Raw genomic sequence first — 22,158 nt, 5'->3', positions numbered from 1 at the left:
TGCGTGTTCACTGCGCGCAGTAGCTGTACGGGAGATACGTGCGCTTGTCACCCTGCGGAGCTCCGAGGAACTGGGCGTCGGTCAGCGTCTCCTCCTTGTGCGAGTCGGACAGGGAGAAGCCGAGGCTCATCCCGAGCGAGATCTCGAAGCCGAAATTCTGCGCGTCCGTCTCGCCGTCGTACCGCATCGTGCTGGACAGGCCGTCCTGGAACATCAGCTGCTCGAAGGGATCGTCGCCCGCCGGCCTCTCCTGCAAGGAGTGGTCACCGAACATGTACTCGAACGGGGCGGTGTTGTTGCCGGAGCCGTCCAGCCACTGCTCGGCGATGGCACGCTTGTCCTCCGTGGCCTGGTCCGTCTCCTTGCCGAAGACGATCGAGTTCGTCACGATCTCGATGCCGGTGTCGCCGGAGGAGTCGGTGACGTTGCCCTTGCCGCCGCGCTTGTCCTGGTCCTTCTTGCCGTTGTCGCCGCCGACCTCGATCTTGCCGGACGTCGAACCCGTCTCGACCGTCTGCGTCATGTTGATCTGGACGATCTTCCCGGTCTCCTGGTCACGGGTGACGGTGATGGCCCCGGTGCGGTCGTGCTTCCCGCCCACACTGCCGCTCACCGGCCCCGCGTTGCCCCCGAGCTTGCCCTCGAGTTCGAGCTTGGCGGTGTACGTGTAGGACTCGTTGCCGTTCACGTCGTCGTTGGTGATGGTGACCTCGGGCGAGAACGTGGCCTTGCCGCCCAGCTTGGCGCCGAGCTCGGAGTCGTCGCCGTCCTTGATGGAGAGGCCGCCGTCCGCGTACACGTTGAGGCCGACGGTCGAGTAGGAGATCTTCTTGTCGCCGATCTTCCTCTCGATGTCCTCCATCTTCTCCGCCCACTTCATGCCGGAGTACCAGTTGCCGCCGTAGCCGCCGCTGTGCGTCATCGAGGTCTCCCACATCTTCATCTCCTCGATGTCGTCCCGCATCTTCTGGGCGTCCTCCTCGCTCTTGAACACCCAGGTGTCACCGTTGGTGATCTTGATGCCGCCGCCGATGTCGATGTCCGCCTTCCCCAGGTTGCCGAGTTTGACGCCCGGGGTGCTGGCGGTCGCTCCCGCGGAGGCGGCGTCGGTGAACGTCATGTAGACGAGCTTGTCGTTCTCGTCGACCTCGCCGTCCCCGTTCACATCGGTCCTGGCCTGCGAGACCTTCTGCTGGAACCCGTACTCCTCGCCCCACTCGAACCAGCCGATCTTGACCTTGCCGCCCGCCGTGTCGGAGATGCTGGAGACCTGACACATCGTCGGCTCGTAGTCGGCATCGGTCCTGGGCTTCGCCGTGTCGTCCCCGCCCGTCCCGCATCCGCCGCCGTCGCCGGCGAGGGAGGTGATCGCGCACCGGATGCGGTCGCCGATCCTCCCGCCCACACCCGCCATGGCGAGGGCACCGACCAGCGCGACGACCAGGACGACGACACCCAGGTACTCCATGGCGGTGGCCCCGCCGTCGCGCCAGTCGTACGAGCGGGTGTGCGGCACCGGGGCCGAGGACTCCGTGCCGCGCTCCTCCACCAGCCGGTCCAGGGCCAGCCCCACGGCGCTGCCGGTGACCATCGAGACGACCGGCATCAGGACGCCCTCGGTGCTCACCACGTCCCACGAGACCGAGTAGCCGTAGGCGAGCCCGGCCACCGGAACGGTCAGCGTGCCGAGGAGGTACAGGACCCGGGAGTCGCGCTGCTCTTCGGGCAGGACACGCGCCGCGGCCAGGACCGTCAGGACGGTGACGAGGACGCCGGGCAGATGCAGCAGCGCCAGCCGCCAGCCGAAGAGTGCGAACCGTTCCTCGGTGGCGAGCGTCTCGACGAGGGCCCGGGTCACCAGGAACCCGGCGGCGATGTAGACCAGGGCGCCGGCCGCCCAGCCGCGGGTCAGCGGGAAGAACCACCCTTCCCGGTCACCGGGAGCCCGCCCGGAGCCGCGCGCCGGCGGTATGTGGCCCGCGCTTCCTTCTCCCCAGCCGCCGCCACTGCCCACGGTTCAACCTCTCTCCGACGCACACCCGTTGCCCTGTCGGGCGTGAGCGTACGGCTGGAATCCGGCTGTCACGTGGGCCCCCGGCCCCAACTCCGGGCCCAACCGTCCCGGGCGCGCGGAGCGATTCCGGCCGGGCCCGGGGCTGGGTCCGTGGACCCACGCGCAGGCGCAGGGTGGCTGAATACTCTCGCTAGTGAGCCGGTCGGGCGGCGCCGGAGTGAAGAGTTCACGCAGTGATGGGGTGAGGCGTTCCATGGGTGCCGGCTTCTTCCGCTCGTACCACCTGGGCTGGACCCGGGTGGATGCCCGGACCCTGCTCGGCGATCTCGAGGCCGCGGGCCTCCGGCTCGCCCATCCGGTCACCGGGCGCATCGTCCTGGACAGCCAGGTCCCCGGCTCACCGGGGACCGGCGGGACGCGGTCGCCCGTGACCCGGGACCAGCTGTTGTCCATCGCCGGACTGGAGCGGCTGGACGGGATCGGCGTGCGGCTCTGGGTGAGCCACGACCTGGACGTCCTGATGCGGATACGCAGGGCCGGGCACGGGGTCGTCGCCGTCGAGTTCGGCCTCGGCGGGCTGCCGCCGGCGGAGCGGGAGACGGCCGTGCACGCCATCAGAGCGACCGTCGGACGGGCCTCCGTGCTGTGCATCGGCTTCGTCGTCGACCGGGAGGGCGTCACGCGGGGGACCGACTGGGACGCGGTGGTCGTCGGTGGGACGGCCTACCTCGACGGGTGGCCGGACGCCGTCGCCGTACAGGAGGACATCGCGTCGCGGCACCCGCAGCTGGCGGTCATGGAGTCCGTCGCACAGTCGCCCTGGCGGGTGTTCGGGAGCGCGGTCCTCAGCGTGTGAGCGCGCGGGAGGGACGCACGGACCGGCGCGGAGACCGGCGGGCGCCCGGCGGACGGAGCCGCCCGGGTCCCCTACCCGTCGGCGGAGACCGCCGCCCCGCGCCGCAGCCGGCCGTTGAGGGCGACGTGGGCCGCGACGCCGAGGACGAGCCCCCAGAACGCGGAGCCGACACCGAACAGGGTGACGCCCGAAGCGGTGGCCAGGAAGGTGATCAGGGCCGCCTCCCGGTCCTTGTCCTCCTTCACCGCACCGGTCAGGCCACCGGCCAGCGCGCCGAAGAGGGCGACACCCGCGAGCGCGGCGACGAGCTCCTTCGGCAGGCCCGCGAAGAAGGCCACGAGGGTCGAGCCGAACGCGCCGACCACCAGGTACACGGCACCGCAGGCGACCCCCGCGACATAGCGGCGGCGGGGATCACGATGGGCCTCGGGGCCCGTACAGATCGCGGCCGTGATGGCCGCCAGGTTCACCGCGTGGGAGCCGAAGGGGGCGAGCGCGGCGGAGACCAGTCCGGTCGATCCGACCAGGAGCCGGTCGTCCGGGCGGTAGCCGGAGGCGGAGAGCACGGCGACCCCGGGGGCGTTCTGCGAGGCCAGCGTGGCCAGGGTCAGCGGGACGGCGATGCCGACGAGTGCGGCGACGGAGAAGGCGGGCGTCGTGAACACCGGCTGCACCAGACCGACATGATCCAGTCGGACGTGCAGCCGCGAGCCGGCGGCGCTGCACACCACCCCGGTGACGAGCGCGACGAGCACCGCGTACCGGGGGAGCCACCGCCTGCCCAGCAGATAGGCCAGGAGCACGGACCCGGCGATGACCGGAGTGCCCTCCAGCGACGTGAACACCCCCGTGCCGAACGAGAAGAGGATGCCCGCGAGCATGGCGGAGACGACCGCCCCCGGCACCAGCCGCATCAACCGCCCGAAGATCCCGGTCAGCCCGATCAGGGCGATCACCGCACCCGACACCACGAACGCGCCGATCACCTCGCCGTACGCGTACGAGCCGATGCTGGTGACCAGGAGGGCGGCGCCCGGCGTGGACCAGGCCGTGATGACCGGCATGCGGGTGCGCATGCTGAGGACGACGCAGGTGAGACCGCTGCCGACGGAGATCGCCCAGATCCACGAATCGGTCTGCGCGGCGTCGAGGTGCCCCGCGCGGGCGGCGGCGAGGACGATGACCAGCGGGCCGGAGTAGGAGACCACGACCGCGACGACGCCGGCGAGGACCGCGGAGAGCGAGAGGTCACGGGCGAGACGGGGCCGCTGCCCTGGCGCGAGGGTCAGGACCTCCTCCGCCCGTTCCTCCGCAGCCGGTATGGATGGACCGGGCATCGCTGTGCCGCCCTTCGTTCCTCGTGTCCCCGCCGTACGCACCGTACGGACCCACGCACCCTGACACGGACCGGTGAGCCCGGTCCGCCGGGTCCGGCACACGAGACGGGCCCACACCTCCGTCCGGCGCGTGACGCGACGGGAGCACCGAGTTGGGTCCCTGGGCCCAAGACGGGCAGGCCCCGGGGAAATTAGCGTCGTCGCAGCAAGTGAGCGACGCCCGTCCCGGCACACCCCCACGGTGCCGGGCCGGGCCGCGACCGGAAGGTGACGACGGACATGCCCACGGCCGGACAACTGTCCCTGACCGAGGAGGAGTCCCGGCCACCACCGGCGTGAGCGGCCTCGCGGCGGCCACATAATCGTCCGTATGCCCGCACAGCAGACCCGCTCCCGTCCTGCGGACCCCGGACCCCGCACCCGGCACCGTGCCGTCGCGGCGCTCGCGGCGGCGGCGCCCGCCCTCGCGGCCTACGTGGCCGTCCGGCTCGTCGGGCTCGTCGTCCTGCAGGTGTGGGCCTCCGCCGACGGGAAGGACGCCCTGCACCGCCTCGGCGGCCGCTGGGACTCCGTCTGGTACCAGCGGATCGCGGAGAACGGCTACGGCCACACCGTCACCCTCCCCGACGGCAGCATCCACCCGGACCTGGCGTTCTTCCCCCTCCTGCCCGCCCTGGAACGCACCCTCGCCGAGCTGACCCCGCTCACCGTCCAGGGCGCGGGGATCACCGTCGCCTGGGCGGCCGGACCGGCCGCCGCCTGGGGGATCTTCGCCGTCGGGGCATGGCTGCACGGGCGGCGGGCCGGAGTGGTGCTGGCCGTGCTGTGGGGCGTGTACCCGACGGCGTTCGTGCAGTCGATGGCGTACACCGAGACCCTGTTCACCGCCCTCGCAGCCTGGGCCCTGTACGCCGTGCTCAGGGACCGATGGATCGTGGCCGGCGCGCTGTGCGTACTGGCCGGCCTCACGCGGCCCTCGGCGGCCGCGCTCGTCGCCGCGCTGGCCGTCACGGCCGCTGCCGTCCTCGTCCGGGAGTCCCGGACGGGCGACCGGGCAGGCCTGCCGCGGCGGCACGCGCGCATGCTGGCCGGCGTCTGCCTCGCGCCGCTGGGCTGGCTCGCGTACGTGGTGTTCGTCGCCGTGCGACAGGGCAGCCCCTTCGCCTACTTCGAGGTCCAGGCGCACTGGGGCAACAGCATCGACGGGGGCCGGGCACTGGCCGCGTTCGTCCTCGGACTGCCGCTGCCCGCCGCGCTGGGGCTGTGCGCGGCCCTCGGACTGCTGGGATGGCTGGTGTTCCTGTGCGTACGGCAGAGGCAGCCGCTGCCCCTCCTGGTGTACGGCATCGCGATCGTCGTCATCTCGCTGATCGGGTCCGGGTACTTCGGGTCCCGGCCGCGCCTGATGATGCCCGCCTTCCCGCTGCTCCTGCCGCCCGCCCTCGCGCTGCTGCGGCTGCGGACGACCGCCCGTACGGCCGCGGTCGTCTCCCTGCTCGCCCTCGCCTCCGCCGCGTACGGGGCGTGGACGCTCCTGGGGACGGGACCTCCGTGAGTTGGGCCCACGGGCCCACGCGCCGGGAGCAGCCCGGTTGTTAGCGTGCGGATCCGGTGTATTACGGGCGGTCAGGAGCTGCGAACGATGAAGGTACGTACGACTGTCACGGCGGCGACCGCGGCCGTCCTGTGTCTGACGGCCGTCGCCTGCGGGCCGGACGAGGGCGACGGCGGGAGCAGGGGCGGTGACAGGGCGAGCGCCTCACGGACGCCGGCCCCCGAGAAGCCGCGGGACGCCCCGAAGACCCCGCAGACCACCGCACCCGCGCCCACCGGCGACGGCAGGACGCTCACCGAGGCGGAACTCGCCGACGTGGCCCTGACGACGGGTGAGCTGGCGGACTACGAGGTCACCCCCATGCAGGGGGACGACGAGCGCGGCACCGAGCGGTCGGAGGACGCGGCGTGCCGCCCCCTCGCCGGGATCATCAACGGCTCGCCCGAGCCCGCCCCGGCCGCCACCGTCTTCCGTACGGTCATGGACACGTCGGAGGAGGGGCAGGACGACCAGACGGTCGTCACTGAGATCCTCACCTCCCACCCGCAGGGCGGAGCCGAGCAGTTGCTGCGCTCGGTCCGGGACGCGGTGAAGGCCTGTGCGGACGGCTTCCGTACGACGAGCGACGACGGCCCGACCACCTACACCGAGGTCGAGGAGCTGCCCGCACCCGCCGCAGGACAGGAGGCGCTCGCCTACCAGGTGACGGGCAGCCTGGAGGGGGACGAGGTGCCGCTGGTCTTCCACCTCGTCCGCACCGGATCGACGGTCGTCACGTTCTACGCCGCCGACTTCCTGGGCGGGACGGCGCCGCAGGTCCCGGCCGCACTCGTCACCGCCCAGGCGGCGAAGTTGCCGTAGGGCCGTCCCAGGCCCCTTCGGAGACCCGTATCCGCGCGCCCGGCCGCAGGCCCCACTCCTCCATCGCTCCGGCCTCCGACTCCAGCACGTGGCGGGCCCGCAGCCTGGGCAGGCCGAGCCGGCCGGGCCTCATCGTGCGGACCGCCAGGACATCGAACTTCCGGTCCAGGTACGCCACATCGATGGTGAACCGCATCCGGAACGTGTGCACACTCGCGCACGGCGTGATCAGCAGAGCCCCGTCGACCCCGTCCACGCCCAGCAGCCCCCGCGACCGCGCCCCGTACGAGGCCGCGATCCGCAGCGGTACCTCCCGCGCCTCCGCGTCCGTGCCGACCGTCAGTGTCCCGCTGCCGTTGCGCCATTTCCCCATGGCACCGACCGTAGTCCCCGTGGCCCCGTCCTGGCTTCCGAACGGCCCGCAGTGGGCCCCAGGGCCCAAGACCCGGGCCTGCGCACGCAATAGGGTCGGCCCGTGGACGCCACACTGACTGCGGTCGCCGCGCTCTGGGGCGCCGTCACCGGACCGCTGCTCCCGCGCGCCGCGTACCGCTTCTCCGTCGAGCCGGAGGAGCCCTGGCGCGACGCGTGCCCGGCCGGGCACGCGCTCACCGGGCCCGGCCGGGGCTGGCTCGGCTCCACCCGCTGCGCGGACTGCGCCGCGGCCGTCCCCGCGCTCCGGGGAAGCAAGGGCCCCGAGCCGGCCGCGGACGAATCCCCGGGGGCCGCCCGGCACCGCTACGCCCCCGCCCTGCTCGCCCCCGTCGTCACCGTGCTCGCCTGCGTGGCCCTCGCGGCAGCCACCGGCCTGCGGCCCGAGCTCGCCGTCTGGCTGCTGCTGGCCCCCGTCGCCGTGCTCCTGGCCGTCATCGACCGCCGCGTCCACCGGCTGCCCGACCGGCTGACGCTGCCCCTGGCCGGCGCCGCCGCGCTGCTGCTGGGGGGCGCGGCCCTGCTGCCCGAACACGGCGGCTCCTGGACCTCCGCCCTGCTCGGCGGAGCAGCACTCGGCGGCTTCTACCTGCTGCTCTTCCTGATCAACCCGAACGGCATGGGATTCGGCGATGTCAAGCTGGCCCTGGCCCTGGGGGTGGCGCTCGGCTGGTACGGGTGGGCGGTGCTGTGCGCGGGTGGCTTCGCCGGCTTCCTGTTCGGCGCCCTGTACGGCTTCGGACTGGTCCTGCTGCGCCGGGCCGGACGCAGGACGGGCATCCCGTTCGGGCCGTTCATGATCGCGGGCGCGCTGGTCGGCCTGCTGTTCGGCGGCCTGGCCGCCTGACCCTCACCCGGCGCACGGATATACGGTCGCGCGGGCCACGGCCGGCTGACACGATCCCCGTATGACCGAACGGGCCGCGCCCTCCTCCACCGACACCTCCGGCGCACGCTTCGACGCCCTCGTCGCGGAGGCCGCCACGGTCCGCGTCGACGGCTGGGACTTCTCCTGGCTCGACGGACGCGCCACCGAACAGCGCCCGTCCTGGGGGTACGCGCGCGCCATGGCGGACCGCATGGCGGGGGCCCGGGCGGCCCTCGACATCCAGACCGGCGGCGGCGAGGTCCTCGCGTCCGCCCCCGTACTGCCGCCGCTGATCGTGGCCACCGAGTCCTGGCCCCCGAACATCGCCCGGGCCACCGCCCTGCTGCACCCGCGCGGCGCCGTGGTCGTCGCGGGCCCGGACGAGCCGCCGCTGCCCTTCGGGGACCACGCCTTCGACCTGGTGGTCAGCAGGCATCCGGTGACGACCTGGTGGGCCGAGATCGCCCGGGTGCTGACCCCCGGAGGCACGTACTTCTCCCAAGAAGTGGGCCCGGCCAGTGTGTTCGAGCTCATCGAGTACTTCCTCGGACCGCAGCCCGCCGAGGCGCGCGCCGCCCGGGACCCGGAGCGCGCACGGGCCGGCGCCGAGGCGGCCGGGCTCGACGTCGTCGACCTGCGCGCGGAGCGGCTGCGCATCGAGTTCTTCGACATCGGCGCCGTCGTCTACTTCCTGCGCAAGGTCCTCTGGATGGTCCCGGGCTTCACCGTCGAGGCGTATCTGCCCCAACTCCGCTCCCTGCAGCGCAAGATCGAGTCCGACGGCCCCTTCGTCGCGTACAGCTCCCGCTTCCTGATCGAGGCACGCAAACCGCGGTAGAGCCAACAGGCATACGCTGTGGGCGGCTTCACCGGCCCGGCCGTCCGGCTCGGCCCCAGGGCCGCCGGATGCTACGGGAACACCCGCTCCTTTGTCCTACTCGCGGGTAGTGCGACCCTGGTGGTTGAACGCACAACGAAGGAGCGGGTCATGGCGGTGGGAAGGGAAGCGTCCGGCGAGGAGATCAGCCGGCCGCGTCACGGCAAGGCCGACTGGCTCACCGGGGAGCGGATCACCGCCGTCCACGGCTTGTTCTACCGGCCCGAAGGCCGTGCGGGAGAGCCGGAAGCCGTCGAGTTCGTGCTCGCCACCGGACAGTCGGTCCTCCTGACCTGCGCCTCCGGCCGGACCCTGCGGATCACCTCCGGCGGCTGGCCCGAGCTGCCCGCCTGGTGCGTGCCCGCCGGGCAGTGGCAGTTCGCACCGCTGGGCCAGCTGCCGCCACCGCCGTACGGAGGGGCGTGGACGGTCACCGGCACGCGGGAGCGCCGGGACGAGCACGGCGAGGTGTGCGAGGCGGCCATCCGCTGCGAGAACGGTGACTTCGTCGTCCTCGGCGGGGACACGGTGGCGATCCGCTTCGTCCGCCGCTGAGCCGTCCGCGACGGGCGCACCCAGCCGCCCCCGCGGCCCCCTTCCGGCAGCCCGCGGGGGTGTGGCGCCGGAGGACGGATCTGCGGCACCCCCGCCGGGGACGTGCTCGCAGCGCAGTCCGGCGAACTCGGAGAGTGATTATTTCGTGGCGCGGCACGCAGCAGCACTTACGAAGGGTTATGGTGGAAACCCCCCCTCGGGCCGGTCCGTAACCCCCCCCACGGACCGGCCCGTTTTTTGTGGCCCCGCGGTGCGGCCGCTCTGGTGCCCACCTGGTGCGGGAGCGGAGCCCGGTCCCGCGTCGGGCGAGGGGCGTCAGCCCCGGCCGGCCCAGATGTTCGTCCGCGCCGTGTCCACCGCGAAGGTGTCGATCTCCTTCAGCTCGTCGGCGGTCAGTGCCGGTGCGGTGAGCGCGGCCACGTTCTCCTCCAGCTGCCTCACACTCGACGCGCCGATCAGCGCCGACGTCATGCGACTGTCCCGCAGGACCCAGTTGAGCGCCAGCTGGGCGAGGGACTGCCCGCGGTTCTGTGCGATGCCGTTCAGTCCGCGCAGCCGGCGGAGCATCTCGTCGGAGAGCAGGTCCGGGTCGATGGACTTGCCCTGACTGGCGCGCGAACCCTCGGGAATGCCCGTGAGGTACTTGTCCGTGAGCAGCCCCTGGGCGAGCGGCGCGAAGGAGATGCAGCCCATGCCCGCCGTCTCCAGCGTGTCGAGCAGCCCGTCGGCCTCCAGCCACCGGTTGACCATGGAGTAGGACGGCTGGTGGATCAGGGCCGGCACCCCCATCTCCCGGAGCAGCCGGGCAGCCTCGGCGGTCTGGCCCGCGTTGTAGGAGGACACGCCGGCGTACAGCGCCTTGCCCTGGCGTACGGCGGTGGCGAGCGCCCCCATCGTCTCCTCGAGCGGGGTGCCGGGGTCGAAGCGGTGGGAGTAGAAGATGTCGACGTGATCGAGCCGCATCCGCTTCAGTGAGGCGTCGAGCGAGGACAGCAGGTACTTGCGGGACCCCCACTCCCCGTACGGGCCGGGGTGCATCTCGTAACCGGCCTTGGTGGAGACGATCAGCTCGTCCCGGTACGGGGCGAAGTCCTGCCGGAAGAGCTTGCCGAAGTTCAGCTCGGCGGAGCCGGGCGGCGGGCCGTAGTTGTTGGCCAGATCGAAGTGGGTCACGCCGAGGTCGAAGGCGCGGCGGAGGATGGCCCGCTGGGAGCCCAGGCTGCGGTCGTCGCCGAAGTTGTGCCACAGGCCCAGCGAGACGGCGGGGAGCTTGAGTCCGCTGCGGCCGGTGCGGCGGTACTCCATGGAGTCGTAGCGCGACTCGGCGGCGCGGTGGGGGAGGTATTCAGTCACGTTTCACTCCTTATCACGGACTTGTGACACACCGGGTTGGGCCCCCGTGACCCGTCCGCAGTAATGTGGCGACTTCGGGACATGCCGGTCTGCGGCGCGTGAGCGTGGTGTGCGGACCGCGCGGCGATCCCCCGGGGGGCGGCCCCGGACCCCCGGCGACGGGGAGGGCGGGCCCGCGCCGGCCCGTACGGAACCGAGAGGGTGAACTCAGTGAACTTGCGCGACCTGGTGTACGGGCTCTACGCACGCCGGGTGGAAGGGCGCCTGGACCACTCCCAGGTGCCCAAGCACATCGGAGTCATCCTCGACGGAAACCGGCGGTGGGCGAAGGCGTCCGGCGGCTCGGCCGTGCAGGGGCACCAGGCCGGCGCGGACAAGATCTCCGAGCTGCTCGGATGGTGCAGCGAGACCGAGGTCGAGGTCGTCACCCTCTGGCTTCTCTCCACGGACAACTTCGACCGGCCCGAGGCGGAGCTCGTCCCCCTGCTCGGCATCATCGAGAACACCGTGCGCCGGCTGGCCGCCGACGGGCGGTGGCGCGTCCACCACGTCGGCACGCTCGACCTGCTGCCCGCGCGGACCCAGACCGTCCTCAAGGAGGCGGAGGAGGCCACGGCGGGCATCGACGGGATAATCGTCAACGTCGCCGTCGGCTACGGCGGCCGCCAGGAGATCGCGGACGCGGTGCGGTCCCTCCTGCTGGAGCACTCCTCCAGGGGCACGACCTTCGAGGAGCTCGCGGAGATCGTCTCCACGGACCTGATCTCCGAACACCTCTACACCCGCGGGCAGCCCGATCCGGACCTGGTGATCCGCACCAGCGGCGAGCAGCGGCTGTCGGGCTTCATGCTCTGGCAGAGCGCCCACTCGGAGTACTACTTCTGCGAGGTGTTCTGGCCGGCCTTCCGCAAGGTCGACTTCCTCCGCGCCCTGCGCGACTACGCGGCCCGCCACCGTCGCTACGGCGCCTGAGGTCTCCTCACCCACGGAGGCGCGGCAGGCCGTCCGGCCGGGCGCCGCCCCGCGGCATCCGGGCACGCCGCTGGTGCACCCCACGCGCATGGCTTCGCGTGTTGGAGGGAATACCCCTGTCAGGTCGATGTCCGGTCTCCAGCCAGGCGGACGTCGCAGCCAAGTGAGCGGCACCCAGCCCGCTCGCCCGGGAGGCCCTTTGCACACGAAGGACCGCACACCGTGCGGCCGACGCGGAGGGCCGGTGTTCGGCCCGCGCACGGGGTCCGAACCCGGTCCGTCCTCTCCCTTCGGGAAGTTCCGCGACCTGTGTCGCACTCCCCGACCTCGTCCGAGGGGGTACGTCCTTCCGTGGTGACCAGCACTAAGCGCCGCATGCCCGACAGGCGCACCTACGTTCTCGACACCAGCGTCCTGCTGGCCGACCCCAACGCCATGGCCCGGTTCGACGAGCACGAAGTGGTGCTTCCGATCGTCGTCGTCACGGAGTTGGAAGCCAAACGGCACCATCCCGAGCTCGGGTACTTCGCCCGCCAGGCCCTGCGCCTGCTGGACGACTTCCGGGTCCGGTACGGCCGGCTGGACGCCCCGATCCCGCTCGGGGATCTGGGCGGGACGCTCCGCGTCGAACTCAACCACTCCGACCCCGGCGTCCTGCCGGCCGGCTACCGGTTGGGGGACAACGACTCACGGATTCTCGCGGTGGCGCGCAACCTGCAGGCCGAGGGGTACGACGTCACGGTCGTCTCCAAGGACCTGCCGCTCAGGATCAAGGCGTCCTCGGTCGGCCTCCTCGCCGAGGAGTACCGCGCCGAACTGGCCATCACCGACTCCGGCTGGACCGGGATGTCGGAGCTGACCCTCGCCGCCGAGCAGGTCGATCTGCTGTTCAGCGAGGAGACGCTCTTCATTCCCGAGGCGGCCGAATACCCCGTGCACACCGGGCTGGTCCTCCAGTCCGAGCGCGGCAAGGCACTCGGCAGGGTCACGGCCGAGGGCAGTGTGCGTCTCGTGCGCGGCGACCGGGAGGCCTTCGGTATCCACGGCCGCAGCGCCGAGCAGCGCATCGCGCTCGACCTGCTCCTCGACCCGGACGTCGGCATCGTGTCGATGGGAGGCCGGGCGGGCACCGGTAAGTCCGCACTGGCGCTCTGCGCGGGCCTGGAGGCCGTGCTGGAGCGCCGGCAGCACCAGAAGGTGATGGTCTTCCGGCCGCTGTACGCGGTCGGCGGGCAGGAGCTCGGCTATCTCCCCGGCAGCGAGGCCGAGAAGATGAGCCCCTGGGCGCAGGCCGTCTTCGACACACTGTCGGCGGTCGCCGGGCGCGAGGTCATCGAAGAGGTGCTGGGGCGCGGGATGCTGGAGATCCTGCCGCTCACCCACATCCGTGGCCGCTCGCTCCACGACGCGTTCGTGATCGTCGACGAGGCCCAGTCGCTCGAACGGAACGTCCTGCTGACCGTGTTGTCCAGGATCGGGACGAATTCGCGTGTGGTGCTCACGCATGACGTGGCCCAGCGGGACAACCTCAGGGTCGGCCGGTACGACGGAGTCGTCGCCGTGGTCGAGAGGCTGAAGGGGCATCCGCTCTTCGCGCACGTGACGCTCACCCGCTCCGAACGCTCGCAGATCGCCGCACTGGTGACCGAAATGCTGGAGGAAGGCCGCATCTGATACGGAAGTTCCCTCTGGATGTCGCCCGGCGAGCCAAGGAGCTTAGCCGGGCGGCATCATGCTGCGCGGTCATTTGCAGAAAAGACTTGCTCCGAACGAGGTGTGAGCTTTAACACGCAACACAGAATTGCAACGCGCCGTGTCCTTCCGGCAGAGTCTTGCTTCCGTCAGGCCCCGCATACGGCAATTGGGCACCTCCACAGGCGCCACGCACCACACAACTCAACAATCGCCGTCCGTATGCCGCCCGCGAGCACCACGCGGCGCTTCCGTGAGGAAGTCGCCCACCGGGCCCGTGCCTCCCGTGACCCAAGCAGTAGGGAGGCCAGTGTCAAGGGCACGATTGCGCCCGCGAGGTCACCTAAGCGGGCGATGCTGGAAGGACACCGTGTGAGCCGGATCTCGGTCCGGGGGTTCGCCGTGGCATCTGCCACCGCCGTAACCACCGTAGGCGCCGTCGTGGGCGTTGCGTCGGGCAGCACTGCCGCTGTCGACGACAACAACTTCGAGGCGGCCGCAGCCGACACCACGCTGCTCGCAGACATTCCCGCGGGTCAGCAGGCCCAGGTTCAGACCGCTTCGCTGACGCAGCAGGCCGACGCGCAGGCCTCCGCGGCCGACGCGGCAGCCAAGAAGTCCGCCGAGGAGACGGCCCGCGTCCAGGCTGCCAAGGACGCCAAGGCGAAGAAGCAGGCGGCCGAGGACAAGCTGGAGGCGGAGCGCGAGGCCAAGGCCAAGGAGGACGCCGAGCGCGCGAGCCGGTCCTCCGTCCGTGACGCCTCCTCGTTCTCGGCCAAGGGCTCCTACACGGTGGCCGAAGTCCAGGCGATGGCCCGGCAGATGGTTCCCGCCGACCAGTTCCAGTGCTTCAGCAACATCGTGAACCACGAGTCGACGTGGAACTACCGGGCGACCAACCCGTCCTCGGGGGCGTACGGCCTCATGCAGGCGCTGCCCGCCTCCAAGATGGTGTCCGCCGGTGCCGACTGGCAGACCAACCCGGCCACCCAGATCAAGTGGGGCCTGAGCTACATGGACGGCCGCTACGGCAGCCCGTGCGGCGCCTGGTCGTTCTGGCAGGCCAACAACTGGTATTAGGAATCCCCCGGGATTCCCCCGCGTTCGACCTCGTGAAGCCCCGCACCGTCCTACGGTGCGGGGCTTCACGCTGTACGGTCGACCCGAGCGGCTCCGGGGGGAGTGACGGGAGCTGACGGGGGAAAGGGAAAGATCATGTCAAGACTTCCGGGATGGCTCGGCCGGCTGGGCGCCGAACTGACGCAGATAGGGGCGCGCCTGGAAGAACGGCGCGCCGAGGGCGCCCGTCGTGACGACGCGGACGACGTCGCCGCGGAGACCTCCTCGTCGACGCTCTCCACTGTCGCCGCCGAGCAGGTGCCCGCTCCGCCGGCGTACGCCCCCACCATCGCCGCCAGGCCCGATCCGGTCGCGGCGATCCCCTGGGGGATGCGTGTCGCCGCGGAGGCGGGCTGGCGGCTGCTGGTCCTGGCGGGCACGCTCTGGGTGCTGATGCGCGTCATCAGCGCCGTGCAGCTGGTCGTCCTGGCCTTCGTGGCCGCACTGCTGGTGACCGCGATGCTCCAGCCGACCGTCGTACGGCTGAAGCGGCTCGGGCTGCCGCGCGGTCTCGCCACCGTCGTCACCGCCGTGCTCGGCTTCGTCGTCATGGGCCTGGTCGGCTGGTTCGTGGTGTGGCAGGTGATGGACAACCTGGACACGCTCTCCGAGAAGGTGCGCGACGGCATCGACGAGCTGAAGCGCTGGCTGCTCGACAGCCCGTTCCATGTCACCGAGTCGCAGATCAACGACATCGCGAAGAACCTCAGTGACACGATCGGCACCAACACCGAGGAGATCACCTCCGCCGGACTGCAGGGCGTCACCGTGATGGTGGAGGTCCTCACCGGGATACTGCTGGCGATGTTCTCGACGCTCTTCCTGCTGCACGACGGGAAGCGCATCTGGCAGTGGGTGCTCAAGCTGGTCCCGGCCCAGGCCCGGCCGGGCGTCGCCGGCGCCGGACCGCGCGCCTGGCGGACGCTGACCGCCTATGTGCGGGGCACGGTGATCGTCGCCCTGATCGACGCGATCTTCATCGGTCTCGGGATCTACTTCCTCGACGTGCCGATGGCGGTACCGCTCGCCGTGTTCATCTTCCTCTTCGCCTTCATCCCGCTGGTCGGCGCCGTGATCTCCGGGGCGCTCGCCGTGGTCGTCGCGCTCGTCACCCAGGGCGTGTTCACCGCCCTGATGGTGCTCATCGTGGTGCTCGCGGTACAGCAGATCGAGGGCCATATCCTGCAGCCCTTCATCCTGGGCCGCGCCGTGCGCGTCCACCCGCTGGCCGTCGTCCTGTCGGTCGCCGCCGGCGGCATGATCGCCGGTATCGGCGGAGCGGTCGTCGCCGTACCGCTGGTCGCCGTGACCAACACGGCGGTCGGCTACCTGCGGGCGTACGGGCAGGAGATCGCCCTGCGCCACTCGCCGCAACCGCACGGCGCGACGGCCGTCTCGGTGGCGCCGACACCGGCCCCCGGGGCCTGCCCGGCCGGCACACCGGACGACGGGTCGGGTACGCGGGACGAACCGCCGAAGTGAGCCGGTGAGCCACGGAACAGAAGAAGGGCCCCGAGGACGGTCGGTCGTCCACGGGGCCCTTCTCGTTCAAGGGGTACTGCGGTCCTACTCGGCGAGAACGGCCTCAGCTTCGAGGGTCACGCCCACCGCCTGGATCACGGACGCGATCTTGACGGCTTCCTGAATGGTCTCACGGTCCACGCCGGCCTTGCGCAGCACCTGCTCGTGGGAGTCCAGGCACTGGCCGCAGCCGTTGATCGCGGAGACGGCGAGCGACCACAGCTCGAAGTCGACCTTCTCCACGCCCGGCTTGCCGATGACGTTCATCCGCAGGCCCGCACGGAGGTTCCCGTACTCGGGGTCCGACAGCAGGTGCCGGGTGCGGTAGAAGACGTTGTTCATCGCCATGACGGCGGCGGCCGACTTCGCCGCGGTGTACGCCTCGGCGGAGAGGCTGGCCCTGGCCTCGGGCTCCAGCTCGCGCAGCACCTTCGGCGAACGCGAGGCTATCGCGCAGGCCAGCACGGTGCCCCAGAGCTGCTGCTGGGGGAGCTCGCTGTTCCCGATGACCGAACCGAGGTTCAGCTTCAGGTCCTTGGCGAAGTCCGGTATGGCGGACTTGAGTTCGTCGAGTGCCATGTCGATCAGCTCACTCGCCCGAGAGGAGCGCGACCGGGTCGAGGGTGTTCTCGCCCTTGGTCCAGTTGCACGGGCAGAGCTCGTCGGTCTGCAGGGCGTCGAGGACCCGCAGGACCTCCTTGGGGTTACGGCCCACGGAACCGGCGGTCACCATGGTGAACTGGATCTCGTTGTTCTGGTCGACGATGAAGACGGCGCGCTGGGCGAAGCCGTCCTCGCCCTCGATGCCGAGGTCACGCATGAGCTCGTGCTTCGAGTCGGCCAGCATCGGGAAGGGCAGGTCGGTCAGGTCCGGGTGGTCCTTGCGCCAGGCGTGGTGCACGAACTCGGAGTCACCCGAGAAGCCGAGGATCTGCGCGTCACGGTCGGCGAACTCGTCGTTCAGCTTGCCGAAGGCGGCGATCTCGGTGGGGCACACGAAGGTGAAGTCCTTCGGCCACGCGAAGACGATCTTCCACTGGCCCTCGTAGGTCTTGTGGTTGATCTGCTCGAACTCCTTGCCGCTCTCCAGCGACACGCAAGCGGTCAGGTCGAACTCGGGGAACTTGTCACCGACAGTGAGCACGCGCACTCCTTGCAGCATAGGAAATCCCTTTTTGGGGGCGTTCCTGGGGGTTGGACGATGACCACCTTGGCACAGAGTGCATTGATCGCGGAAATAGCTACACTCGGTCGTGATGATCGGAGGTGCCTATCAGTGGCGTACGTACATCATGCCAATAGGACCAAGCAGCCCAGTCTCTCCCAGCTGCGCGCCTTCGCGGCCGTGGCGGAGCACCTGCACTTCCGGGACGCGGCGGCATCGATCGGGATGAGTCAGCCGGCGCTCTCGGGAGCCGTGTCGGCGCTGGAGACGGCACTCGGTGTCCAGCTCATCGAGCGTACGACGCGCAAGGTGCTGCTCTCGCCCGCGGGGGAGAGGCTCGCGGTGCGGACCAGGGCGGTGCTGGAGGCCGTCGGTGAGCTGATGGAGGAGGCCGAGGCCGTACGGGCTCCGTTCACCGGGGTGCTCCGGCTCGGGGTGATCCCGACCGTCGCCCCGTACCTGCTGCCGGCCGTGCTCAGGCTGGTCCACGAGCGCTATCCGGAGCTGGACCTCCAGGTCCACGAGGAGCAGACCTCCTCGCTGCTGGACGGGCTGGCGGCCGGGCGGCTCGACCTGCTGCTGCTCGCCGTGCCGCTCGGCGTACCGGGGGTCACCGAACTGCCGCTCTTCGACGAGGACTTCGTCCTGGTCATGGAGCAGGAGCACCGGCTGGGCGGGCGCACCGACATCCCGCGCGAGGCCCTGCGGGACCTGCCCCTGCTGCTGCTCGACGAGGGTCACTGCCTGCGCGACCAGGCACTGGACATCTGCCGGGAGGCGGGGCGTACGGAGGGGGCGCCGGTCACGACGACCGCGGCCGGCCTCTCCACCCTGGTGCAGCTCGTCGCGGGCGGGCTCGGAGTGACGCTGCTGCCGCGTACGGCGGTGACGGTGGAGACCGCGCGGAACGAGGCGCTGACCACCGGGTACTTCGCCGACCCGGCGCCCTCGCGGCGGGTGGCGCTGGCGGTACGAACGGGAACGGCGCGGCACGCGGAGTTCGAGGAGTTCGCGGCGGCGCTGCGGGAGGCGATGGCGATCCTTCCGGTACGGGTGCCCGGAGAGGGGTGAGCGCGCCCTGCGACGCGCCCACCCCCGCGGCCTCACTCCGTGCGCAGCCCGTCCGGGCGCATCATGCGCCACAGCAGGGGCAGCGAGAGCAGGGTCACGGCCACGACGAGGGCCGCGCCCGCGCCCGCCAGCGGCAGGAACAGCCACCACTGCGTCACCGTCTTGGCCAGCATCCACGTCATCACGGCGCCGAGTCCGAGGCCACCCGCGGTCGCGACCAGGAAGCCGATGACCACCGGGACGGCGGTCTGCCAGAGCACCGACCAGCCGAGGGTGCCGCGCCGGGTGCCGAAGGCGACCAGGACCGACAGCAGCCGTCTGCGCTCCCGGAGCTGCTCCAGCTGGGAGACGAGCATCGACGCGGCGATCAGCAGCAGGGTCGCCGAGGCGCCGAACCGCAGGCCGGTCTGCACACTGGCGTACTGCCGGTCGCGTTCCGTCGACTCCAGGGTCGCGACCCGCATGCCCGGGTCGATCCTGGCGGCCGTGTTCCGCACGTACTCGGCGACGTCCTTCACGCTCTCGTCGACCTTGATCTGCGCGATAGTCTGGGCGTTCGGCAGGGTGCGCGGGTCGACGGCCCCGACCGTTGCCATGATGCCCCGGTACTCCTGGCCGAGGGGGTCGGGGGCGGCGGTGACGGTGCGGGCGTCCGCGGGCAGGGTCCACCGCACCGACTTCTTGCCGGACAGGGAAGGGGTGCTGGGGTTGAGCTCGATCTCCTTGCCCTTGCGCGCCGTTTCGTCGACCCAGTCGCTCATCTTCCTGTCCCCCCTGGGGTGGACGACGAAGACGTCACCCTCCGCGCAGGAACGGATCTCGGCGAGCTCCTTCAGGGTGGCGCAGTCGCCGACGACGAGGGTGGTGGTCGGCCTGACCTCGTCCTCCTCGTACGTCCCCGGCTTGGTCACGTACGTCTGCACCGTGCCGATGACGCGTTCCACCCCCTCGGTGGACCGGAACGCCTCGATGGTCCGGGCGGCGGCGTCTCCGGTGACCGTCTCAGAGAAGGTGTGGAACTGGGCACGGGACGGATCCTGGCCCGTCATCGCCTCGAACTCGTCGCCGACCGCGGCGAAGAGCATCTGCAGGGCCACCGCACCGGCGACGGCCACGGTGATGCCGCTGACCGCGCGGGAGGCCGCCGCGCTGTTCAGCTGGAGCCGGCGGACGGCGAGCTGCCAGGGCAGCGGGCCCCCGCGCAGCCTGTTCACCCCTGCCTCGACCAGCCAGGGCAGCAGCAGTGCCAGCCCGATCAGGACCAGTACGGCGCCTGCCGCGACCGGGTACGGGTCGACGGGGGTGAATTCGTCGACCCGGCCCGTCAGCCCCAGCACGGCCAGCCCCAGGACCGGTACCAGCAGACGCCACCACAGACGGCGTTCACGGCTGCCGGTCCCGCGTACGACGCCCAGGGGTCCGACGGTCACCGCGCGCATGGCGACCAGGGTGACCAGCACCGCGGAGAGGGGCACCGGGACGGCGATCAGCGCCGCCGCCCAGGCAGCGGGCATCAGGTCGGACGGGAAGGCGCTGTGGTTCCACAGCTCGACATGACCGACGAACCCACGGCCCACGAGGAAGAACACTACCCCGGCCAGCAGACCGAGCAGTGAACCGAACAGGGCCTCGCCCGCGGCGATCCGACGGGTCGCCCGGATGTCCGTACCGACCAGCCGCAGTGCGGCGAGCCGGCGGTCCCGGCGGTCGCCGCCGAACCGTACGGCCGTGGCGATGAAGATCGCGACGGGTACCAGCAGCACCACGCAGATCATGATGACCAGGACGACCAGGACGGGCGGCAGGGGTTCGCTCCCGCCCCCGTTTCCGTACCCGGCCAGCCGGTGCCCGCCGGTGGCCTCGGTCAGTGTGCCGCTGCCCGCGTAGTAGAAGAGCTCGCCGGGGGAGAGCAGGCCCGCGTCGCCGATCGTCGTGGTGATCCGGTACGGCAGCCGCTCCTTGAGGAGCGCGCCCCGGGGTGAGGCCAGCAGGTCCCGGAGGGCGGGCGAGGCCGCCATCTCGTCCGGCCCCGGGAAGGCCGTGACACCGGGCGGGAGGACGGGGTGGGCGCCTTCCGCACGCATCACGAAGCCCTGGACGGTCGCGCCGCGGTACTCGGTCTCGGCGCCGGTCCGCAGGACCGTGGTGTCCGACTCCGGGACGTCCGTGTCGTAGGACGCCGCGACCTCCTGACGCGCCTGCTGGCGTCCGGACCGCTGGTCCAGCAGATGCGGTACCGACGAGGCGGTCAGCAGCAGCGCCACGCCGAGCCCGACGCCGACCGCGGTGAGCGCGGTCCGGGCCCAGCCCTCACGGCCGCCCGCGGCGGCGAAGCGTATGCCGAGGCCGAGGTCGCGCAGCCAGGTCATACGGCGCTCTCCAGGTTCCGGGCGCGGCCGTCGCGTACGACGATGTCGCGGTCGGAGTAGGCGGCCACCCGCGCCTCGTGCGTCACGAGGACGACGGCCGTGCCGGCCGACCGGGCGGACTCGGTGAGCAGCTCCATGACCCGCTCGCCGTTGAGGGAGTCCAGCGCGCCCGTCGGCTCGTCGGCGAAGACCACCTTCGGCGTCGCGACCAGGGCGCGCGCCACGGCGACCCGCTGTCCCTGCCCGCCGGAGGCCTCACCCGGACGCTGGGCGGCGACGTCCTCGACCTCCAGCCGCTCCAGCCACCCCAGGGCGGTGCGCTCGGCCTCCTTGCGCTTGACGCCGTTCAGCCGGAGCGGCAGGGCGACGTTCTCCAGACAGGTCAGCTCGGGGACGAGCCGGCCGAACTGGAACACGAAGCCGAAATCGCTGCGGCGCAGGGCGCTGCGCTCGGCGTCGGTCATCGCGGACAGCTCGCGGCCCGCGTACGTGATGGTGCCGGCGTCGGGGACGACGATCCCCGCGAGGCAGTGCAGCAGGGTCGACTTGCCGGAGCCGGAAGGGCCCATCACGGCGACGACCTCGCCGGGGTGGACGGAGAACGAGGCGCCGTCGAGCGCGGGCGTCGAGCCGTAGGTCTTGTGCAGGTCCTGGGCGACGAGCAGGGAGCCGACGGGGGTCACGGGGCGACCACCGTGGCCAGCTGGTCCAGCCGTGCGCCGGTCAGTTCCAGCCAGCGCAGGTCGGCTTCGAGGTGGAAGAGCGCGTAGTCGCAGATCAGCTGGTCGGCGAGGTCGCCCTTGCGCTTGCGGTCGGTGAGGACGCGCATGAGCCGCAGGTGCTCGGAGCGCTGCGCGTCCAGCAGACCGGAGGCGCTGCGCCCGGTGAGCAGGGCCAGGACGACCTTGGCGTAGAGCGTCGACTGGAGGTACGGCTCCGGCTTCTCCGGCCGGCTCAGCCAGGCGGCGACATCGGTGACCCCGGCATCGGTGATGGCGTAGCGCTTGCGCTCTGGACCGCCGTCGGACTCCACACCGTCGACCTCGACGAGACCGTTCTTCAGCAGCCGGGACATGGTCGCGTAGACCTGCCCGTAGTGCAGCGGCCGGTCGTGGCCGAACTTCTCGTCGAAGGTGCGCTTGAGGTCGTAGCCGTGGCGGGGGCCGGACTCGAGGAGCCCGAGGAGGGTGTGACCGATTGACATGCCGCGCACTCTACATGCTGTGTATACCTTGCGTGTATAGGGGCTCCGTCGTCATGCGGACCGGGGTTCGGGTGCGGAGCCCCCCGAGGTGCGGTCTCACTCCCCGGTGCCGGGCTCCGGATCCGGCGCGGGCTCCGGGGCCGGCCTCGGTGGCCGGCCCCGCCGGGGGATCGGCGCCGCGCCCCCCGGCAGCCGCCCCGCCTCCGCCAGTGCCCGCCGCAGCAGGAACTCGATCTGTGCGTTCGCGCTGCGCAGTTCGTCCGAGGCCCAGCGGGCCAGCGCGTCGTGCACCGCGGGATCCAGCCGCAGCAGCATCTGCTTGCGCTGCGGCCGCCGG

At 71.5% G+C, this 22,158-nt stretch carries 21 protein-coding genes; 11 read left to right on the top strand and 10 right to left on the bottom strand.

Annotated features, from left to right (window positions below; translation table 11 throughout):
* Positions 1-7 precede the first annotated feature (7 nt).
* A complete protein-coding gene (locus AB0F38_RS18205) occupies positions 8-2,014 on the bottom strand; it encodes a hypothetical protein (RefSeq protein ID WP_361893792.1) in 2,007 nt (668 codons plus the stop codon).
* A 253-nt stretch (positions 2,015-2,267) separates the two neighbouring features.
* Here AB0F38_RS18205 and AB0F38_RS18200 point away from each other — a divergent pair, with 253 nt between their 5' ends.
* Positions 2,268-2,870 (top strand): hypothetical protein, encoded by a 603-nt coding sequence (locus AB0F38_RS18200; protein WP_361893789.1) that lies wholly within the window; start codon positions 2,268-2,270, stop codon positions 2,868-2,870.
* A gap of 71 nt (positions 2,871-2,941) precedes the next feature.
* Here AB0F38_RS18200 and AB0F38_RS18195 read toward each other — a convergent pair whose 3' ends face one another.
* Positions 2,942-4,207: a benzoate/H(+) symporter BenE family transporter gene (locus AB0F38_RS18195; protein WP_361893786.1), complete on the bottom strand. Its 1,266-nt coding sequence runs from the start codon at positions 4,205-4,207 to the stop codon at positions 2,942-2,944.
* A gap of 370 nt (positions 4,208-4,577) precedes the next feature.
* On the opposite strand from AB0F38_RS18195, the gene AB0F38_RS18190 reads away from it, so the two are divergent.
* Together AB0F38_RS18190 and AB0F38_RS18185 are read left to right on the top strand one after the other, a co-directional pair.
* Positions 4,578-5,762 carry a hypothetical protein gene (locus tag AB0F38_RS18190; RefSeq protein WP_361893783.1) on the top strand — a complete coding sequence of 395 codons (1,185 nt, stop codon included), beginning with the start codon at positions 4,578-4,580 and terminating at the stop codon, positions 5,760-5,762.
* An 87-nt stretch (positions 5,763-5,849) separates the two neighbouring features.
* Complete coding sequence (locus AB0F38_RS18185; protein WP_361893780.1) at positions 5,850-6,623, top strand: hypothetical protein; 774 nt, start codon at positions 5,850-5,852, stop codon at positions 6,621-6,623.
* Here AB0F38_RS18185 and AB0F38_RS18180 read toward each other — a convergent pair.
* Positions 6,595-6,996: a DUF192 domain-containing protein gene (locus AB0F38_RS18180; RefSeq protein ID WP_361893777.1), complete on the bottom strand. Its 402-nt coding sequence runs from the start codon at positions 6,994-6,996 to the stop codon at positions 6,595-6,597. The genes AB0F38_RS18185 and AB0F38_RS18180 overlap by 29 nt on opposite strands.
* Positions 6,997-7,098: 102 nt before the next feature.
* Between AB0F38_RS18180 and AB0F38_RS18175 the strand changes: the two genes are divergently transcribed.
* The 3 genes from AB0F38_RS18175 (at position 7,099) to AB0F38_RS18165 (ending at position 9,355) form a co-directional block, all read left to right on the top strand.
* Positions 7,099-7,902, top strand: a complete 804-nt coding sequence (locus AB0F38_RS18175) for a prepilin peptidase (RefSeq protein WP_361893774.1) — start codon at positions 7,099-7,101, stop codon at positions 7,900-7,902.
* A gap of 61 nt (positions 7,903-7,963) precedes the next feature.
* A complete protein-coding gene (locus tag AB0F38_RS18170) occupies positions 7,964-8,761 on the top strand; it encodes a class I SAM-dependent methyltransferase (RefSeq protein ID WP_361893771.1) in 798 nt (265 codons plus the stop codon).
* Between the two features lie 150 nt (positions 8,762-8,911).
* Positions 8,912-9,355 (top strand): hypothetical protein, encoded by a 444-nt coding sequence (locus AB0F38_RS18165; RefSeq protein ID WP_361893768.1) that lies wholly within the window; start codon positions 8,912-8,914, stop codon positions 9,353-9,355.
* Between the two features lie 315 nt (positions 9,356-9,670).
* Here AB0F38_RS18165 and mgrA read toward each other — a convergent pair whose 3' ends face one another.
* The gene (mgrA, locus tag AB0F38_RS18160; RefSeq protein WP_361893766.1) at positions 9,671-10,708 is read right to left on the bottom strand and encodes an L-glyceraldehyde 3-phosphate reductase; all 1,038 of its coding nucleotides are present in this window, start codon (positions 10,706-10,708) and stop codon (positions 9,671-9,673) included.
* Between the two features lie 210 nt (positions 10,709-10,918).
* Here mgrA and AB0F38_RS18155 point away from each other — a divergent pair, with 210 nt between their 5' ends.
* The 4 genes from AB0F38_RS18155 to AB0F38_RS18140 all read left to right on the top strand — a co-directional run bounded on the left by AB0F38_RS18155 (position 10,919) and on the right by AB0F38_RS18140 (position 15,973).
* Positions 10,919-11,680 (top strand): isoprenyl transferase, encoded by a 762-nt coding sequence (locus AB0F38_RS18155; RefSeq protein WP_361893763.1) that lies wholly within the window; start codon positions 10,919-10,921, stop codon positions 11,678-11,680.
* Between the two features lie 351 nt (positions 11,681-12,031).
* The gene (locus tag AB0F38_RS18150) at positions 12,032-13,354 is read left to right on the top strand and encodes a PhoH family protein (RefSeq protein WP_361893760.1); all 1,323 of its coding nucleotides are present in this window, start codon (positions 12,032-12,034) and stop codon (positions 13,352-13,354) included.
* 390 nt (positions 13,355-13,744) lie between these two features.
* The gene (locus AB0F38_RS18145) at positions 13,745-14,452 is read left to right on the top strand and encodes a transglycosylase SLT domain-containing protein (protein WP_361893757.1); all 708 of its coding nucleotides are present in this window, start codon (positions 13,745-13,747) and stop codon (positions 14,450-14,452) included.
* Positions 14,453-14,587: 135 nt separating this feature from the next.
* Entirely contained in the window at positions 14,588-15,973 is a 1,386-nt protein-coding gene (locus AB0F38_RS18140; RefSeq protein WP_361893754.1) for an AI-2E family transporter, read from the top strand.
* A gap of 84 nt (positions 15,974-16,057) precedes the next feature.
* On the opposite strand, the gene AB0F38_RS18135 is transcribed toward AB0F38_RS18140, so the two are convergent.
* On the bottom strand, positions 16,058-16,591 hold the full coding sequence (locus AB0F38_RS18135; protein ID WP_361893751.1) for an alkyl hydroperoxide reductase: 534 nt from the start codon (positions 16,589-16,591) through the stop codon (positions 16,058-16,060).
* A gap of 10 nt (positions 16,592-16,601) precedes the next feature.
* A complete protein-coding gene (locus tag AB0F38_RS18130) occupies positions 16,602-17,156 on the bottom strand; it encodes a peroxiredoxin (RefSeq protein WP_018100933.1) in 555 nt (184 codons plus the stop codon).
* Positions 17,157-17,288: 132 nt separating this feature from the next.
* Between AB0F38_RS18130 and AB0F38_RS18125 the strand changes: the two genes are divergently transcribed.
* Positions 17,289-18,248: a hydrogen peroxide-inducible genes activator gene (locus AB0F38_RS18125; RefSeq protein WP_361893748.1), complete on the top strand. Its 960-nt coding sequence runs from the start codon at positions 17,289-17,291 to the stop codon at positions 18,246-18,248.
* A 32-nt stretch (positions 18,249-18,280) separates the two neighbouring features.
* On the opposite strand, the gene AB0F38_RS18120 is transcribed toward AB0F38_RS18125, so the two are convergent.
* The 4 genes from AB0F38_RS18120 to AB0F38_RS18105 form a co-directional block, all read right to left on the bottom strand.
* Positions 18,281-20,617, bottom strand: a complete 2,337-nt coding sequence (locus AB0F38_RS18120) for an FtsX-like permease family protein (RefSeq protein ID WP_361893746.1) — start codon at positions 20,615-20,617, stop codon at positions 18,281-18,283.
* Positions 20,614-21,300: an ABC transporter ATP-binding protein gene (locus AB0F38_RS18115; RefSeq protein ID WP_361893744.1), complete on the bottom strand. Its 687-nt coding sequence runs from the start codon at positions 21,298-21,300 to the stop codon at positions 20,614-20,616. Before AB0F38_RS18115 ends, AB0F38_RS18120 begins: the two co-directional genes overlap by 4 nt.
* The gene (locus tag AB0F38_RS18110; protein WP_361893741.1) at positions 21,297-21,821 is read right to left on the bottom strand and encodes a PadR family transcriptional regulator; all 525 of its coding nucleotides are present in this window, start codon (positions 21,819-21,821) and stop codon (positions 21,297-21,299) included. The genes AB0F38_RS18115 and AB0F38_RS18110 overlap by 4 nt, the downstream gene beginning before the upstream one ends.
* Positions 21,822-21,917: 96 nt before the next feature.
* Positions 21,918-22,136 carry a hypothetical protein gene (locus AB0F38_RS18105; protein WP_361894364.1) on the bottom strand — a complete coding sequence of 73 codons (219 nt, stop codon included), beginning with the start codon at positions 22,134-22,136 and terminating at the stop codon, positions 21,918-21,920.
* Positions 22,137-22,158: the final 22 nt, after the last annotated feature.

It is taken from the genome of Streptomyces sp. NPDC025273 (genome assembly GCF_040638585.1).
Lineage (GTDB): Bacteria > Actinomycetota > Actinomycetes > Streptomycetales > Streptomycetaceae > Streptomyces > Streptomyces cinereorectus.
This window is presented reverse-complemented; position numbering and strand designations above follow the sequence as displayed.

Bases quoted from the DNA above. Each gene is read 5' to 3' on its own strand.
- AB0F38_RS18200 (WP_361893789.1), top strand. From the start codon at position 2,268: ATGGGTGCCGGCTTCTTCCGCTCGTACCACCTGGGCTGGACCCGGGTG.
- AB0F38_RS18195 (WP_361893786.1), bottom strand. From the start codon at position 4,207: ATGCCCGGTCCATCCATACCGGCTGCGGAGGAACGGGCGGAGGAGGTC.
- AB0F38_RS18190 (WP_361893783.1), top strand. From the start codon at position 4,578: ATGCCCGCACAGCAGACCCGCTCCCGTCCTGCGGACCCCGGACCCCGC.
- AB0F38_RS18185 (WP_361893780.1), top strand. From the start codon at position 5,850: ATGAAGGTACGTACGACTGTCACGGCGGCGACCGCGGCCGTCCTGTGT.
- AB0F38_RS18180 (WP_361893777.1), bottom strand. From the start codon at position 6,996: ATGGGGAAATGGCGCAACGGCAGCGGGACACTGACGGTCGGCACGGAC.
- AB0F38_RS18170 (WP_361893771.1), top strand. From the start codon at position 7,964: ATGACCGAACGGGCCGCGCCCTCCTCCACCGACACCTCCGGCGCACGC.
- AB0F38_RS18165 (WP_361893768.1), top strand. From the start codon at position 8,912: ATGGCGGTGGGAAGGGAAGCGTCCGGCGAGGAGATCAGCCGGCCGCGT.
- AB0F38_RS18140 (WP_361893754.1), top strand. From the start codon at position 14,588: ATGTCAAGACTTCCGGGATGGCTCGGCCGGCTGGGCGCCGAACTGACG.
- AB0F38_RS18135 (WP_361893751.1), bottom strand. From the start codon at position 16,591: ATGGCACTCGACGAACTCAAGTCCGCCATACCGGACTTCGCCAAGGAC.
- AB0F38_RS18120 (WP_361893746.1), bottom strand. From the start codon at position 20,617: ATGACCTGGCTGCGCGACCTCGGCCTCGGCATACGCTTCGCCGCCGCG.
- AB0F38_RS18110 (WP_361893741.1), bottom strand. From the start codon at position 21,821: ATGTCAATCGGTCACACCCTCCTCGGGCTCCTCGAGTCCGGCCCCCGC.
- AB0F38_RS18105 (WP_361894364.1), bottom strand. From the start codon at position 22,136: ATGCTGCTGCGGCTGGATCCCGCGGTGCACGACGCGCTGGCCCGCTGG.